Genomic DNA, 14,066 nt, shown 5'->3' with positions numbered 1-14,066 from the left:
GAGGTTTTTCAGCAAACACCTTCTGTTCTCGAAATTATCACGTCTGCGCTACTTTCCGCGAAAAGCTTCATCATACTACTCAAACTCCTAGCGCGGGAGAGGGGGCAGATCGAAGTAAAATTGAAAAATATGTGAAAAAAAACTTCAGGGACATTGCCTAATAAATAAAATTGCTTTGACCTTCACTGCCGTTAAATTAAGAGCTTGTTGTGCCCGCGAAAGGCGGAAATCCATTCTCAATGTTGGTTCTGTGCCTCCATAATAATGAGGCCCTACTGATGTGGGTACAACACGCTCTCAAATTCTAGTTATGAATTTTTGAATTATATTATGCATAAATATTTATTTTCTTACTTTATGATTAATTATTTTTCTAATACATAACTTCCCGGTGCATCCATTAATGGTTTATAGGGCATTTTGATAAAATCAGGAGCAAGTACATTGCTTCCGGAAAGATTCTTCAGCCATGTTGCCCATTCATTCCACCAGGAGCCAGCATATTCTACTGCATTTTCAATCCATTCTTCTGCACTGATATTCGTTTGATCATTAACTTTATAACCGTATTTAGTAACTGAAGGAGGATTAACAATACCGGCAATATGTCCAGAACCCCCAAGCACAAAGCGTTTAGGGCCTTTCATCAATTCATAACCAATATACGTTGTTTTCCAGGGGGCAATATGATCTTTTTCAGTAGATAAGAAAAAGGTTGGAATATCAATAGTGCGTACATCAATTGGCGTATGGTTTATGTGAATTTTATTTGGTTTAACTAAATCATTATGCAAATACATCCATCTTAAATATTGTGAATGCATGGTTGCAGGCATGTTCGTGGAGTCAGAATTCCAATACAGAATATCAAAAGGAACCGGGTTTTGCCCTCGTAAGTAATTTTTAATAAAAAAAGACCAGACTAAATCATTGGCACGTAATGAATTAAAACTAGAAGCCATGAATTTGCCAGCCAGATAGCCTTTAGATTTCATTTCTTCTTCTAATTTTTTAATTTGTTGTTCATCAATAAATACAGAAATATCACCTGGATCACTAAAATCAATCATCGCAGCCAAAAAGGTAGCACTGTGTATGGAATTATCGAGATGCGCTTTATTATAAGCAAGTAAAAGAGAAAGCAAGGTACCGCCAATGCAAAACCCTAAAGCATTGACTTGCGGAACTTTTAATTGATTTTGAATGACATGAATTGCTGCTTGTGGACCTTCATGTAGATAATCATATAAGCTTTTATTCGCAAAACTGGCATCAGGATTTACCCAAGAAATCACAAAAACTGTAATGCCTTGATCGACTATCCAGCGGATAAAGGAATTATGTGGGCTTAAATCCAGAATATAATATTTATTAATCCAAGGTGGAATAATTAATAAAGGAATGGATTTTACTTTAGCTGTGGTTGGTGTGTATTGAATTAACTCAATCATATCATTTCTAAACACCACTTTGCCTGGCGTTACTGCAATGTTTTTTCCTAATTTAAACGCATCAGTATCCGTCATTTTAATGGAAATACGCGAAGAGCCAATTTCCAAATCAGAAAGTAGATTATGTAAGCCATGCAGTAAGTTTTTACCGTGACTTTTTAATGTTTCATCCATTAATTGAGGGTTTGTGTGGAGGAAATTTGCTGGAGATAGGGCATCTAGATATTGTTTAGTAAAAAATTTTAGTTTTCTTGCTACCTTATCATCAGGATATTCCATATTTTCAAACAGAGTATTCATGTGCTCGCTGGCCAGGAGGTAATGCTGACTTAACAGATTGAAGAAAGGATTGTTTAACCAATCTTCACCGCTAAAACGGTTGTCGGCAATTGGCATAGGAGCACCTTGCAACCAATGAGTAAATTGTGTGTGCGCCAATTCAAGAGCATCTTGCCAATAATCCATTTGCATTTGCCAAACTTTTTCAGGATTGTTGAGCATCACAGAAATAACATTTTGAAAATGTTCAGTTAAATCAATGTATTGTTGTATTAAGGCAGAAAGTTGCAGCGGTTTTTTCTGTAAGTCATTAATTATTTGCAAGCTTTTTTCAGCTACTGCCTGCAATAACTCACCTAATTCCTTATCTTGCGTCATGCCAAGCTCCTGAAACAAATCACTTTAATTATTCATTTTGGGTGCTTATTTGCAGTTTATCAAGTAACTTGCTGATAAATTTGTAACTTTTAATGTTTAAAATGACGAATGCCGGTAATCACAATAATCATTTTTTTCATTGAGACGAAAACTATTCACAGCAGCTTCCTTTACTTACGAGCAAAAACTAATAAAGACCAGTCATGTAATTTTTCTTGACTCACTAAGTGAAACATTGACCGATAGGATTCAATAAGAATAAGGGCTTGCTCGGTTAATAAGCCCGAAACTACTAAGAGACCTTCAGGATGAAGCAATTGTTGAAAACGATCTCTTAACGAGATTAATGGAGCTAATAAAATATTGGCAATAATCAAGTTTACTGGAGTAGCTAATTCATCAGGATAACTAATGCTTAATTTTTGCGTATCTAAATTATTACTAAGCGCATTATTTTGTGTTGCTTGCAATGCTTGTTGATCAATATCAACGGCATATACTTGCTTTGCACCTAATTTTAATGCAGCTAAAGATAAAATGCCCGAGCCACAACCATAATCAATTACTGTATATTCGTGTAAGGGAGCTTGCTCCAACCAGGTTAAACATAAAGAGGTGGTTGGATGAGTTCCCGTACCAAAAGCCAAACCAGGATCAAGCATTAAATTGACTGCTTTTGGCTCTGGCGGCGTAGACCAGGTAGGGCAAATCCATAGCCGCTTACCAAAACGCTGTGGTTTAAAATCATCCATCCATGCACGCTCCCAATCTTTATCTTCTAACACTTCAATAGAGAGTTTGAAATCAGGATTAATAGGTAGGAGTTGATCACGTGTGTGTTGTGCTTGCAAAGCGTCAGAAAATAAGGCCTGAATAATCACTTCAGGCCATAAAGGAGTTGTTCCGGGCTCTGGCTCAAGAACAGGATTATCGTTTTTATCGGTAAGCATAATGGATAATGCACCGAACTCCTCTAATTCCTCACTTAATTCATCTATTTGGTCAACGGGACAATGTTCTATTTTTAATTGAAACCACACAGCATTAATCCTTCAGCATTTTTTCTAGATAGTGAATATTAGTGCCCCCAGCAACAAAAGATTGGTCATGGAGAATACGTTGATGTAATTCAATATTAGTTTTGATGCCATCTATAATAATTTCATCCAAAGCATTACGCATTCTGGCAATTGCTTCAGCACGAGTCTCACCATAACTGATTAATTTACCAATCATGGAATCGTAATTAGGTGGTACAGTATAGCTACTATAAATATGAGAGTCAAAGCGTATACCAGGCCCTCCAGGTTGATGCAATAATCTGATCAATCCAGGTGAAGGCATGAATGTTTTCGCATCTTCTGCATTAATTCGACATTCGATGGAGTGACCACGCAGTTTAATGTCTTCTTGTTTTAGAGTCATGGGTAAATCGCTGGCAATTTTGATTTGCTCTTTAATTAAGTCGATGCCAGTAATCATTTCTGTGACAGGATGCTCCACTTGGATACGAGTATTCATTTCAATAAAATAAAAACAACCGTCTTGATATAAGAATTCAAAAGTTCCTGCACCGCGATAGTTTAATTCTTCGCAGGCCCTAACCACAGACATTCCAATTTCTTGACGCAATTCTTCGGTAATTCCTGGTGCTGGAGCTTCTTCCACCACTTTTTGATGCCGTCGTTGCATGGAGCAATCGCGTTCACCCAAATAAACCGCGTTCCCTTTACCATCGCCTAAGACTTGAAATTCAATGTGGCGAGGATTTTCCAAGAATTTTTCCATGTAAACCGTAGGATTATTAAACGCTGCTTTAGCTTCGCTACGTGTCAACGCAATTGCATTGAGAAGGTTGGATTCGCCATGCACTACGCGCATACCACGCCCACCACCGCCACCGGCAGCTTTAATAATCACAGGGTAGCCAATCTTGCGCCCCATCTCTAGATTACGCTGTTCGTCATCGCCTAAAGGTCCATCTGAACCAGGAACGCAAGGAACACCTGCTGCTTTCATTGCATTAATGGCGGATACTTTATCGCCCATTAGACGGATGGTATCTCCACGAGGCCCAATGAATTTAAAGCCACTTTGTTCGACAATGTCAGCAAAATCAGCATTTTCTGATAAAAATCCATAGCCTGGGTGAATGGCTACGGCATCAGTAATTTCTGCCGCGGAAATAATTGCTGGGATATTTAGATAGCTTTTTTGTGCTGGAGCAGGGCCAATGCATACGGTTTCATCAGCAAGACGAACGTGTAATAAATCTTTATCCACATCAGAATGTACTGCCACAGTTTGGATGCCAAGCTCTTTGCATGCACGTAAGATGCGAAGTGCAATTTCGCCTCTATTGGCAATAACTATTTTACTGAGCATAAATGCACCTCTATTCTATGGTAAACAGAACCTGGTCATATTCAACAGGTTCTCCATTAGCTACCAGGATGGCAGCAACTTTACCCGCGCGATCCGATTCAATTTCATTGAACATTTTCATTGCTTCAACAATACATAACACATCGCCAACTTTGACTGATTGCCCCACAGTGACAAAGGGAGGGCTGTCTGGTGAGGGAGAAGTATACATAGTACCTACCATTGGTGAGCGAATTTTATGCCCAGAGACTACTGCTGGAGCTGCTTTAAGTTCAGTACTTTCAGCAGTGATGATTGGTTCTGGACGAGCAACGGCAGGTGCAGGCGCTGTAACATAATGGACTGGTGGTACTACTTCTGGTACATTGCTGTAGCGGCTTAATCGTAATGATTCTTCGCCTTCTTTGATTTCAATTTCGGAAATGCCTGTTTCTTCAAGCAATTCAATGAGTTTTCTAATTTTACGAATATCCATTATTTGATTCTCTCTAATTCTTCAATAATTGAGGTTAATGCCAACGAATATCCTAATGCCCCTAAACCACTAATAGTCCCCTTGGCAATATCAGAAAAGTAGGAGTGGTGGCGAAAGGATTCACGGGAGTAAATATTGCTGAGATGTACTTCTATAAACGGAATCGCAACAGCACTGAGCGCATCACGTAAGGCGATGCTGGTATGCGTATAGCCCGCTGGATTGATAATGATGAAATCGGTTTTTTCCTGTTGCGCTTGCTGAATTTTATCAATGAATGCTCCTTCGCAATTGCTTTGAAAGCAAGAAAGTGTTAATCCAGCATGAGAAGCTTCTTGAGTTAAGCGCTCATTAATTTGCTCTAAGGTTGTTGAACCATAAAGTGCTGGTTCGCGAGTACCCAGGAGATTCAGATTTGGACCATGCAAAACCAGGATTTTTTTCATCATTCCGTATTATAAGGTAATTTCGGCAAATTTTGCCCTATCTTTGCATCATTGTCCATATATCTACGAGGATATCAGCAAGATCTCTGCATGATACTTAAAGTTTTCCCACAAGTTTCTCAGGTGAATCGTTTTATTTTGAGGTTTATGTATCAATTAGTTGGTATCCCAAATTTATTTCACTATAAAGTTAGTGTTGTTCCAACTGCACGTCAAAAGTTGCATGATATCTCACGTTGATCATTATTAAAACATAATATTTTCATATTACTTACCTCAGTCGCTTCTATTCATAATAATCCGCCTAATATATTTTCAAGACAGGTAAAATTATGCTAGTTTGGATTAGTTTGTTGAACTGTTGTGATGTTTAGAACAATAAAAGTGTGTGACTCACTGTTGGAATAATGGCAAGTTATTCCATGGCTTGAATTTTCGGGATGAAAATTTATTTCGGCAGTAGAAGAGTTACTTTTTAGTGAGTTGTAAAAAGGAGTCTTTCAATGCATCATAATTACTACTTATCCCCATTAGCAGTTGCTTTGGCTATAGGAATAGCATCTCCTGGACGCGCTGCAGAGCCTATGCTGCTACAAAATGTATCTTTTGTTCAATTAAAACAAAAATTTGCATTGGTAACACAAGATATTTCTGCGTTCGCCGACAGTTTAAGTTTTATTAAAGAACATACCGACAGCAACAAAATAACCCATGTTCGCATGCAACAGTATTATACCGGATTTCCTGTTTTTGGTGGTTATGCGATTATCCATAGCGCAAGTAACGTAAAATCATTAGCGACCACTCAAGCGAAGGTGACCATGAACGGGATTGTATATCAAGGACTTCAAGCTGAGTTAGGTAAGCCAAGTGCTGCGTTTATTTCTAATGCGCCCTTCGCTTTGGCACAATTTAAAGCTCCATATGTAGGAAATGAACTCAGTAACGCCTTCGTTACGCCAATAATTTACATTGATGAACAGCATCAAGCTCATTGGGCGTATAAGGTCAGCGTTTTTGTTACCTATAAAGATAAAATTCCTGCTCACCCAACCGCAATTATTGATGCGCAAACATTTAAGCCATTTCTTCAATGGGACGATGTGAAAACAAGAAAAATTCTTGCTAATAGCACTGGTTTTGGTGGAAACCATAAAATAGGTGTTTATCAATATGATGGTCAAGGTTTGCCTTATCTTGAAATAAGTCGTGATAAAAGCAGTGGTGAATGTTTCATGGAAAACCCTAATGTCAAGGTCATTGATATGGGACACAAGTACAGTAGCAAAGGCAAAGCAATGAAGTTTAATTGTGCTGATAATGATGCAGATGTGTATTTAACAGGTTATAAAGGTGATGGTTACGATAAAGAAAATGGTGCAGCCTCTCCAACTAATGATGCTTTGTATGCGGGGTACGTCATTAAACATATGTATCATGATTGGTATGGTATTGAAGCGTTAACCAAACCTGATGGCTTGCCAATGCAACTGGTGATGCGTGTTCACTATGGTGAGGGTTATGAGAATGCTTATTGGGATGGCCGTCAAATGACTTTTGGTGATGGTGATACCATGATGTATCCTTTAGTTTCTTTAGGTGTTGGGGCTCATGAGATCAGCCATGGTTTTACTGAACAACATTCAAATCTTGAATATTATGGCCAATCTGGTGGTATTAATGAATCATTCTCGGATATGGCCGCCCAAGCTGCTGAGTACTATTCATTAGGTAAAAGCTCCTGGACTATTGGTGGTGAAATTATGAAAGAAGACAGTGGTTATGATGCCCTTCGTTACATGGATAGACCAAGTCGCGATGGTGATTCTATCGATACTGCGGATGAGTATTATGGTGGTATTGATGTACACTATTCAAGTGGTGTTTTTAACCATTTATTCTACATTTTAGCACACAAAGCAAACTGGAATACACGTTTGGCATTTGATGTGATGGTCAAGGCCAACATGGATTATTGGACTCCTTATACTACTTTTGATGAAGCAGGTTGTGGGGTGATCAGTGCTGCAAAAGATTTGGGCTATTCAGTGGAGACAGTCAAAGCCTCATTGAAAGTAATAGCAATTAATTACACCTTTTGTTCTGCACAGGATTAATTAGAGCGTTTGATAAAATGCAGCCAGAAGTTGTGCAACTGTTTCTGGCTGTTCCATATGGATGTGATGTCCGCCAGCAAGTTTGCTAATCTGCAAATTATTCACTGCATTAATACGCTTTTCTATAATATCTGGATCAAAAGAAAATCCATCATGACTTAATAATAAATGAGTTTTCGCTGTAATATTGTGTAGACAGGATAAAATTTGTTCTTCCGTCATGCGTAAAGGGGAATTTGCTAATAAACGTTTATCATGACGCCAATAGAAGAGTCCTTTTTTTTCTACTACTGCGCGTTCACAAAGAATGGTTGCAATTTTTTTAGAAACATAACCTTTCGATGCTCTGGCTTGGGTCATGCTCTCAAAGTGAGTATATCCTTTGGACGATTGAAAATGGTGAAATTTACTAAGAAATTGCGCGTAGGTAGTTAATTGTTGACAAGCTGTTTCTCCAGCTGCGGAAAAGGGACCTAAGGCTTCAATGAAATAAATAGAGCTCATTAGTTCTGGCGCAACCCCTCCTAGTAAACTCGCAATGCATGCCCCCATGGAATGGCCTAATAAATGCACTTTACCTACATTTAGTTTTTTGATGAGCTCAATGACGATAAATATTGCATCAAAAAAATGATAATTACAGCCTTCGGGTAAATGTGAAGAAAGGCCATGTCCTGGTAAATCTATAGCGATAAAATAGTAGTCTGTTTGAAGATAAGGCGCCATTAGGGCAAAGCTATTAGCATTATCCAGCCATCCGTGTAGGGCAAGGATCGGGGGGTTTTTAGGATTTCCCCATGTTTTACCTGCAAGAGTAAATCCTGGAATCTTGATTTTGATTTCATTCATTTTTGTATTTGTAGCTTTATAAAAGAGATTAATGGAGTATAGACGAATACCGATATACAGATAAGGGCGGTGATTAGCTCAAGGTTTTTCTGATTTAATGTTATGATTAAAACAGAAGCCTGAATGGGGTGAATTTTATGCAGCAAGCAAGGCGTAGTGTTTCATTGCTCACTTACAATATCCACAAAGGTTTTGGAGTTGGTGCAATTCGTTTTTTACTTCCTAAGATGCGGGATGCAATCACCGCATTAAATCCTGATTTTGTGTTTTTGCAGGAAGTGCAAGGGGAACATCGAAAAAGACAAAAAAGAATTGGTAATTGGCCAGTAGCAACCCAATGTGAATACATTGCCGAAAATATTTGGCCTCACTATACTTATGCTAAAAATGCGGTCTATCAATCGGGTCATCATGGAAATGCTATTTTAAGCAAATATGCTTTTAATCAGATTGATAATATTAATTTGGCAAGTATACGCCGTGCTTCACGTGGGATTTTGCATGCACAATTGGTTTTAGATGGTAGCACTATTCATTTGTTATGTGTGCACTTGGGATTATTTAAACGCGAACGTGCAGAGCAATCTCTGGCTTTGATGCGTCGTATCCAAGAAGTTGTACCCCAAGATGAGCCGTTATTAATGGCCGGTGATTTTAATGATTGGCGCAATATAATTTCTAAACCTTTGGCAGAGTATTTAAATATAGAAGAAGCTTTTGTTTCCCTTGAGGGACAACATGCGCGCTCATTCCCAGCGATTCGCCCGGCTTTTTGTATTGATCGCGTTTATTTTCGTGGTATGCGGGTCCTTGAAGTCGCTTGTTTACAAGGGAAACCTTGGCGGATGTTATCGGATCATTTACCACTTTATGGTCGTTTTGAATTGCTTTAAATATTAATACTACCAACAATTTTTACAAAATGGCTAATGATCGCATATCCATGTATTGAGTTATCTACCAATTGGGCAAACAGTTTTAAGGTTGCTTCTATGGCAATCGCACTCAATTTTGAAGGACATTAAAAAATTAACTAGCTCGCGCAAGCGCTCATTTACGTGAACGTTTGCCTGCCCGCTTGCGTTCCCGAAGTGATTCGAGCCATTTTGGTCAACATGGAAACGATTCGTAATAATAGGTTACGTGATTTTAAGCTTATGTTTTCATCGATCAAATTGAAATGCATACAGATGTCGAGAATACCTACGCATTCTGTTGCAGAACGTCTTGCCATTCGATAGAACCGAATTTTTTCATTCATAGAAAATTCTCCGGCTCCTTCTGCGATATTAAGTACTACTGAAGAACCTGCTCGTTGTAGTTGGTCAATCAAATAAGCGCGTCCTTTAGGGAACTGCTTTACAATGGACTCAATGAGAGCAACAAATTCAATAGCTTTTTGATATACATCAAGCTTTTCATGATCAAAATACTGCATTTTATGAGTTCATCCATGGGCACAAGTTGGTCATGGTATTCTACTGAAGTGTAGTTACTGAGGGCAACATTATTTCGGGAACGCAAACGGGCAGGCAAACGTTCACGTGAATGAGCGCTTGCGCGAGCTATTTAATTTTTTAATACTTTTCAAAATTAAGTGCGATTGCCATACGCGCAGCCCAACATGCTGAGCTACTCTTCTCCACAAATACGCAAATTATTTGCTTTGGCAAAGTCTATAATGGATTGATAAAGTGATGGGCTGGATTCTTTGAGCTTGGGATCAAGTAAAACACATTGATAACCATTGCTGTTCACGCTTGGACGCAAAAGAGGAGAGTACCGAATACGACAGTTTTTAAAGCTTGCCAGTGAACCACTCATTCGCTCAGCCCAGTCACTTGGGCGAAATGTTTTTCCTTGAGAGGTAATGCCTTCGATAACGATTGTTTTTTTTTCTGGATCAGCCATAATTCTATGCAATATCAATACAGTGTGATAAGTATAACATCAAACAAACATGTCTGTATTGAAATTTATTCGATTTATTGCAATATATTTGTGTTTGCAAAAGTCGATTTTATCCCTATTATGTCAGATCATTGTTGTTTAGTGTTTTATAAAGGTTGATTAGGAATGAAAAAAGAAAGTCATTCAGGTATTTATTTATTACCTAATTTATTTACAACGGCCAGCTTATTTGCTGCATTTTATTCTATTGTTGCTTCAACAAAAGGTTTATTTGAAGTGTCAGTTGTTGCAATATTCATTGGGATGATTGCTGATGGTTTAGATGGGCGTATTGCACGTTTAACAAATACGCAAAGTGCCTTTGGAGCTCAATACGATAGTTTATCTGATATGGTGACTTTTGGTGTGGCACCATCCTTATTGATTTATAATTTAACTTTGGGGCAATTAGGAAAGATTGGTTGGCTAGTTGCTTTTGTTTATACGGCTGCTGTGGCTTTGCGTCTTGCACGTTTTAATACACAGCTTGAAGTGGCGGATAAACGCTATTTTCAAGGACTTCCTTGTCCCCCATCGGCTGCAGTTATGGCTGCTTTTACTTGGCTTTGTACGCAGAATAATTGGCATGGTATGTCTGTTGCGGTGTTGACAGCAGTTTTAGCTTTAGTCATTTCCGTACTCATGGTTTCTAATTTTCGCTATTACAGTTTTAAAGAAATTGATTTTAAAGGTAAAGTGCCATTTTTATATGTATTGCTGATGATTGTTTTATTCGTTGCTATTGCTGCAAATCCCTCTTGGGTCATTTTTGTTGGTTTTAGTATTTATGCTTTGTCTGGATTGGTTGTGACTTTATTCGTAGTTCATAGAGTAAGAAAACAAAGAAAACATACTGAGAAGGTTTAGATGGTAGTTTTTTAAGGTAAGAAACAGAGGTTTCCCTGACTAAATAATAGCTCGGGGAATGAGTTTCCCGTAACCCGTTATTATACTCTTATTCACCCTCACCGAAGTAATCATTAATAAGATATACTAAGGCATCATGCATTTGGGTTTCGTCTGGACCTTCAATTTCCAACAGTAGCTCACTACCCTGGTTCGCAGCAAGCATCATGATACCCATAATGCTTTTACCATTAACAGTTTGTGAATTTTTAGTAACCTCAATATGGCTTTGATAGCGTGCGGCAGTTGACACAAATTTAGCCGAAGCGCGGGCATGTAAACCTAATTTATTGATGATTTTAATTTTAGTCTTTATCATGACAATAAATGTATCATGAAGTAGACGTGGGGTACAGAAATTCCTGCGTAAAAGAAGTTAAAATGTTTTAAGGGATTGGGCCATCGGTTGGCCCAATTAGAAGAGATTAATGGCTACGAAGTTTCTCTTTATGCTTGAGCAATTGACGATCCAGTTTATCGATTAAGGTATCAATAGCTGCATATAAATCTTCTGATTCAGAACTCGCGTGTAATTCACCACCAGCAACAAAAACAGTTGCTTCAGCAATTTGTCTTAACTTTTGTACACCAAAAATAACATTAATTTTAGTGATTTGGTCAAAATGACGCTCAAGCTTATCAAACTTTTCTTCGGTAAATGTTTTGAGCGCAGGAGTAACATCTAATTGATGTCCGGTAATGTTGATGTGCATAACAAATCTCCTATGTTTACTAATTAATTACGGATATTCTTTCTTTCATTCGAGGGAGCAATTCCCATTGCTTCTCGATATTTTGCCACAGTTCTTCTTGCTACATTAATTCCTTGTTCTTTCAATATTAAGGCAATTTTGCTGTCACTTAAGGGTTTTTTCCGATTTTCAGCAGTAATTATTTTTTTTATCACGGCACGTATTGCAGTAGATGAACATTCATCACCGGCGTTAGTATTTACATGGCTAGAAAAGAAATATTTTAGCTCAAAAACCCCACGTGGGGTATGGATAAATTTTTGCGTAGTAACACGTGATACAGTTGATTCATGCATATCCAACGCTGAGGCAACATCGTTCAGAATTAATGGCTTCATGGCTTCTTCCCCAAGTTCGAGAAAGCTTTTTTGATAATCCATAATACATGTTGCAACTTTAAGTAGCGTTTCTTGACGGCTTTGAATGCTTTTTAAAAACCAGCGTGCTTCTTGCAAGTTATTTTTTAAAAATTGATTATCCGCACTATTATCTGCTCTTTGAATGAGTGAGGCATATTGGTTATTAATACTTAAATGAGGCAATATGTTTTGATTGAGAACTACTTGCCATTCATTATTCATTTTTTTTACGGTTAAGTCAGGAATGATGTATTCTGTAATGTCTTGATGAATTAAATTTCCTGGTTTAGGGTTTAAACCATGGATGATACGCAAAATATCATCAACTGTTTTTTCATTAATCTGATGATTTTTCATTAATTGCTTGTAATTGTGTTGACCAAGCAAATCAAGGTCTTCAATAATAATTTTCTTCGTTAAGGTTAAATGTGTCGTATCCAAAGGTAATTGTTCCAATTGGATAAGTAATGTTTCTGCTAAATTTACAGAAGCGCAACCTACTGGGTCAAACAATTGCAAACGATGGCGTACAGCTTCAATTTCTTCGATATCTAAAGGATGCTCTTCACTAGTTAAACTGGCATGTAATTCAGCAATGGGTATGCTTAGGAAACCATCATCATTAATGGCATCAATAATTGCTGTAGCAATGACGCGATCCACATCGCTCATAGAAGAAAGATCCAGCTGCCAACGCAGATGACTGTGTAAGTTGGTGGTGCTGCAATGCAAATTATCAAAATTATAATCACCATTATTGATGTTATAGCGATTATTAGATATTTGATACAGTTCAGACCATTGAAAATCAACAAATTCATCATTTGGATTTGTGGTCACTTCTTCATGCCTAGGCTCTTCTTTATCTTCATTAGGAGTAGCTTCGAGCATAGGGTTTGATTCAACAACAAGTTGTATTTCTTGTTGGAGATCAATTGTCGACAATTGTAATAGCCTAATTGCTTGCTGTAGCTGTGGAGTGAGCGTCAGATGTTGGCCTATATTAAGCTGCAGTGACGGTTTCATACAAATCCTCTTTGTTTCAACTGCTATTAATTATCAGTTTAAACGATTCACAAGGATTATCCAGTGTTTACTAAGGTTAATTTGCTGTAAGTACTGAAAATTGCTTAATATTTAATTAACTTTGCTAGGTTTTTTACTATGTTGGGGTATGGAGTTAATAAAAAGCCCCTAATTCATGGGGCTTTAAAATTGATTATTTAACTTTTTTCTCTTTGAAGAGAACGTGCTTACGTACTTTAGGATCGTACATCATTAATTCCATCTTTTCCGGATGGTTACGTGGGTTCTTAGTAGTGGTTTTATAGTATCCAGTTCCTGCGGTGGATTCCATTTTCACTTTAATCGTAACAGCTGCCATGGTTTATCCTCTTAATTATACTTTTTCGCCAGTAGCTCTGAGTTTATCCAGAACCGCTTTAATACCTAATTTATCAATAATACGCATACCTTTAGTGCTGACACGTAAAGTGACAAATCGTTTCTCTTCTTCAACCCAGAACTTGTGATTTTGAATGTTGGGTAGAAAGCGTCTTTTGGTTTTGTTGTTAGCGTGCGACACTTTGTTACCAGTCATGGGTCGCTTGCCAGTTACCTGACATACTCTAGACATTGTGTTACTCCAAATTTAGATATATTTAGTGATCGTCTTTGTAATATTCTGGGCAATTAGCCATATGTAAAATACAAGAGCGG

At 37.8% G+C, this 14,066-nt stretch carries 16 protein-coding genes; 3 read left to right on the top strand and 13 right to left on the bottom strand.

The window, feature by feature from the left end; translation table 11 throughout:
• Positions 1 to 365: 365 nt before the first annotated feature.
• From QM652_RS04580 to aroQ, 5 genes are all read right to left on the bottom strand, one after another.
• On the bottom strand, positions 366 to 2,108 hold the full coding sequence (locus QM652_RS04580; RefSeq protein WP_415073309.1) for a PHA/PHB synthase family protein: 1,743 nt from the start codon (positions 2,106 to 2,108) through the stop codon (positions 366 to 368).
• 170 nt (positions 2,109 to 2,278) lie between these two features.
• Entirely contained in the window at positions 2,279 to 3,148 is an 870-nt protein-coding gene (prmA, locus tag QM652_RS04575) for a 50S ribosomal protein L11 methyltransferase (protein ID WP_415073307.1), read from the bottom strand.
• Between the two features lie 4 nt (positions 3,149 to 3,152).
• Positions 3,153 to 4,493 (bottom strand): acetyl-CoA carboxylase biotin carboxylase subunit, encoded by a 1,341-nt coding sequence (accC, locus tag QM652_RS04570; RefSeq protein WP_415073305.1) that lies wholly within the window; start codon positions 4,491 to 4,493, stop codon positions 3,153 to 3,155.
• 10 nt (positions 4,494 to 4,503) lie between these two features.
• Complete coding sequence (gene accB / locus QM652_RS04565) at positions 4,504 to 4,968, bottom strand: acetyl-CoA carboxylase biotin carboxyl carrier protein (protein ID WP_415073303.1); 465 nt, start codon at positions 4,966 to 4,968, stop codon at positions 4,504 to 4,506.
• Positions 4,968 to 5,414, bottom strand: a complete 447-nt coding sequence (aroQ, locus tag QM652_RS04560) for a type II 3-dehydroquinate dehydratase (protein WP_415073315.1) — start codon at positions 5,412 to 5,414, stop codon at positions 4,968 to 4,970. Before aroQ ends, accB begins: the two co-directional genes overlap by 1 nt.
• 503 nt (positions 5,415 to 5,917) lie before the next feature.
• On the opposite strand from aroQ, the gene proA reads away from it, so the two are divergent.
• Positions 5,918 to 7,531, top strand: coding sequence for a zinc metalloprotease ProA (proA, locus tag QM652_RS04555; protein WP_415073301.1), 1,614 nt, complete (start codon positions 5,918 to 5,920; stop codon positions 7,529 to 7,531).
• On the opposite strand, the gene QM652_RS04550 is transcribed toward proA, so the two are convergent.
• Positions 7,532 to 8,380 (bottom strand): alpha/beta fold hydrolase, encoded by an 849-nt coding sequence (locus QM652_RS04550; protein WP_415073299.1) that lies wholly within the window; start codon positions 8,378 to 8,380, stop codon positions 7,532 to 7,534.
• 137 nt (positions 8,381 to 8,517) lie between these two features.
• On the opposite strand from QM652_RS04550, the gene QM652_RS04545 reads away from it, so the two are divergent.
• On the top strand, positions 8,518 to 9,273 hold the full coding sequence (locus QM652_RS04545; protein WP_415073297.1) for an endonuclease/exonuclease/phosphatase family protein: 756 nt from the start codon (positions 8,518 to 8,520) through the stop codon (positions 9,271 to 9,273).
• A gap of 161 nt (positions 9,274 to 9,434) precedes the next feature.
• Here the strand turns inward: QM652_RS04545 and QM652_RS04540 are convergent, their stop codons facing one another.
• Together QM652_RS04540 and QM652_RS04535 are read right to left on the bottom strand one after the other, a co-directional pair.
• Positions 9,435 to 9,818: a four helix bundle protein gene (locus tag QM652_RS04540; protein WP_415073295.1), complete on the bottom strand. Its 384-nt coding sequence runs from the start codon at positions 9,816 to 9,818 to the stop codon at positions 9,435 to 9,437.
• Positions 9,819 to 10,012: 194 nt separating this feature from the next.
• Entirely contained in the window at positions 10,013 to 10,291 is a 279-nt protein-coding gene (locus QM652_RS04535; RefSeq protein WP_415073293.1) for a DUF3579 domain-containing protein, read from the bottom strand.
• 165 nt (positions 10,292 to 10,456) lie between these two features.
• On the opposite strand from QM652_RS04535, the gene pssA reads away from it, so the two are divergent.
• Positions 10,457 to 11,197 carry a CDP-diacylglycerol--serine O-phosphatidyltransferase gene (gene pssA, locus QM652_RS04530; protein WP_415073291.1) on the top strand — a complete coding sequence of 247 codons (741 nt, stop codon included), beginning with the start codon at positions 10,457 to 10,459 and terminating at the stop codon, positions 11,195 to 11,197.
• Positions 11,198 to 11,285: 88 nt separating this feature from the next.
• Here the strand turns inward: pssA and QM652_RS04525 are convergent, their stop codons facing one another.
• From QM652_RS04525 to rpmB, 5 genes are all read right to left on the bottom strand, one after another.
• Entirely contained in the window at positions 11,286 to 11,555 is a 270-nt protein-coding gene (locus QM652_RS04525) for an HPr family phosphocarrier protein (protein ID WP_415073289.1), read from the bottom strand.
• Positions 11,556 to 11,661: 106 nt separating this feature from the next.
• Positions 11,662 to 11,949, bottom strand: a complete 288-nt coding sequence (gene hpf, locus QM652_RS04520) for a ribosome hibernation promoting factor (protein ID WP_415073287.1) — start codon at positions 11,947 to 11,949, stop codon at positions 11,662 to 11,664.
• A 23-nt stretch (positions 11,950 to 11,972) separates the two neighbouring features.
• Positions 11,973 to 13,373 (bottom strand): RNA polymerase factor sigma-54, encoded by a 1,401-nt coding sequence (locus QM652_RS04515; RefSeq protein WP_415073285.1) that lies wholly within the window; start codon positions 13,371 to 13,373, stop codon positions 11,973 to 11,975.
• A gap of 193 nt (positions 13,374 to 13,566) precedes the next feature.
• Positions 13,567 to 13,731 carry a 50S ribosomal protein L33 gene (gene rpmG / locus QM652_RS04510; RefSeq protein ID WP_003635328.1) on the bottom strand — a complete coding sequence of 55 codons (165 nt, stop codon included), beginning with the start codon at positions 13,729 to 13,731 and terminating at the stop codon, positions 13,567 to 13,569.
• Between the two features lie 15 nt (positions 13,732 to 13,746).
• A complete protein-coding gene (rpmB, locus tag QM652_RS04505; protein ID WP_415073283.1) occupies positions 13,747 to 13,983 on the bottom strand; it encodes a 50S ribosomal protein L28 in 237 nt (78 codons plus the stop codon).
• Between the last annotated feature and the right edge of the window lie 83 nt (positions 13,984 to 14,066).

Origin of the sequence: Legionella sp., from assembly GCF_047605385.1 — a bacterium.
In the GTDB taxonomy this organism is placed as follows: domain Bacteria; phylum Pseudomonadota; class Gammaproteobacteria; order Legionellales; family Legionellaceae; genus Legionella.
Note: the sequence above shows the minus strand (reverse complement) of the source record. Positions and strands in the feature narration are given on the sequence as shown.

Bases quoted from the DNA above. Each gene is read 5' to 3' on its own strand.
- QM652_RS04580 (WP_415073309.1), bottom strand. From the start codon at position 2,108: ATGACGCAAGATAAGGAATTAGGTGAGTTATTGCAGGCAGTAGCTGAA.
- accC (WP_415073305.1), bottom strand. From the start codon at position 4,493: ATGCTCAGTAAAATAGTTATTGCCAATAGAGGCGAAATTGCACTTCGC.
- accB (WP_415073303.1), bottom strand. From the start codon at position 4,968: ATGGATATTCGTAAAATTAGAAAACTCATTGAATTGCTTGAAGAAACA.
- aroQ (WP_415073315.1), bottom strand. From the start codon at position 5,414: ATGAAAAAAATCCTGGTTTTGCATGGTCCAAATCTGAATCTCCTGGGT.
- proA (WP_415073301.1), top strand. From the start codon at position 5,918: ATGCATCATAATTACTACTTATCCCCATTAGCAGTTGCTTTGGCTATA.
- QM652_RS04550 (WP_415073299.1), bottom strand. From the start codon at position 8,380: ATGAATGAAATCAAAATCAAGATTCCAGGATTTACTCTTGCAGGTAAA.
- QM652_RS04545 (WP_415073297.1), top strand. From the start codon at position 8,518: ATGCAGCAAGCAAGGCGTAGTGTTTCATTGCTCACTTACAATATCCAC.
- QM652_RS04540 (WP_415073295.1), bottom strand. From the start codon at position 9,818: ATGCAGTATTTTGATCATGAAAAGCTTGATGTATATCAAAAAGCTATT.
- QM652_RS04535 (WP_415073293.1), bottom strand. From the start codon at position 10,291: ATGGCTGATCCAGAAAAAAAAACAATCGTTATCGAAGGCATTACCTCT.
- pssA (WP_415073291.1), top strand. From the start codon at position 10,457: ATGAAAAAAGAAAGTCATTCAGGTATTTATTTATTACCTAATTTATTT.
- QM652_RS04525 (WP_415073289.1), bottom strand. From the start codon at position 11,555: ATGATAAAGACTAAAATTAAAATCATCAATAAATTAGGTTTACATGCC.
- hpf (WP_415073287.1), bottom strand. From the start codon at position 11,949: ATGCACATCAACATTACCGGACATCAATTAGATGTTACTCCTGCGCTC.
- QM652_RS04515 (WP_415073285.1), bottom strand. From the start codon at position 13,373: ATGAAACCGTCACTGCAGCTTAATATAGGCCAACATCTGACGCTCACT.
- rpmG (WP_003635328.1), bottom strand. From the start codon at position 13,731: ATGGCAGCTGTTACGATTAAAGTGAAAATGGAATCCACCGCAGGAACT.
- rpmB (WP_415073283.1), bottom strand. From the start codon at position 13,983: ATGTCTAGAGTATGTCAGGTAACTGGCAAGCGACCCATGACTGGTAAC.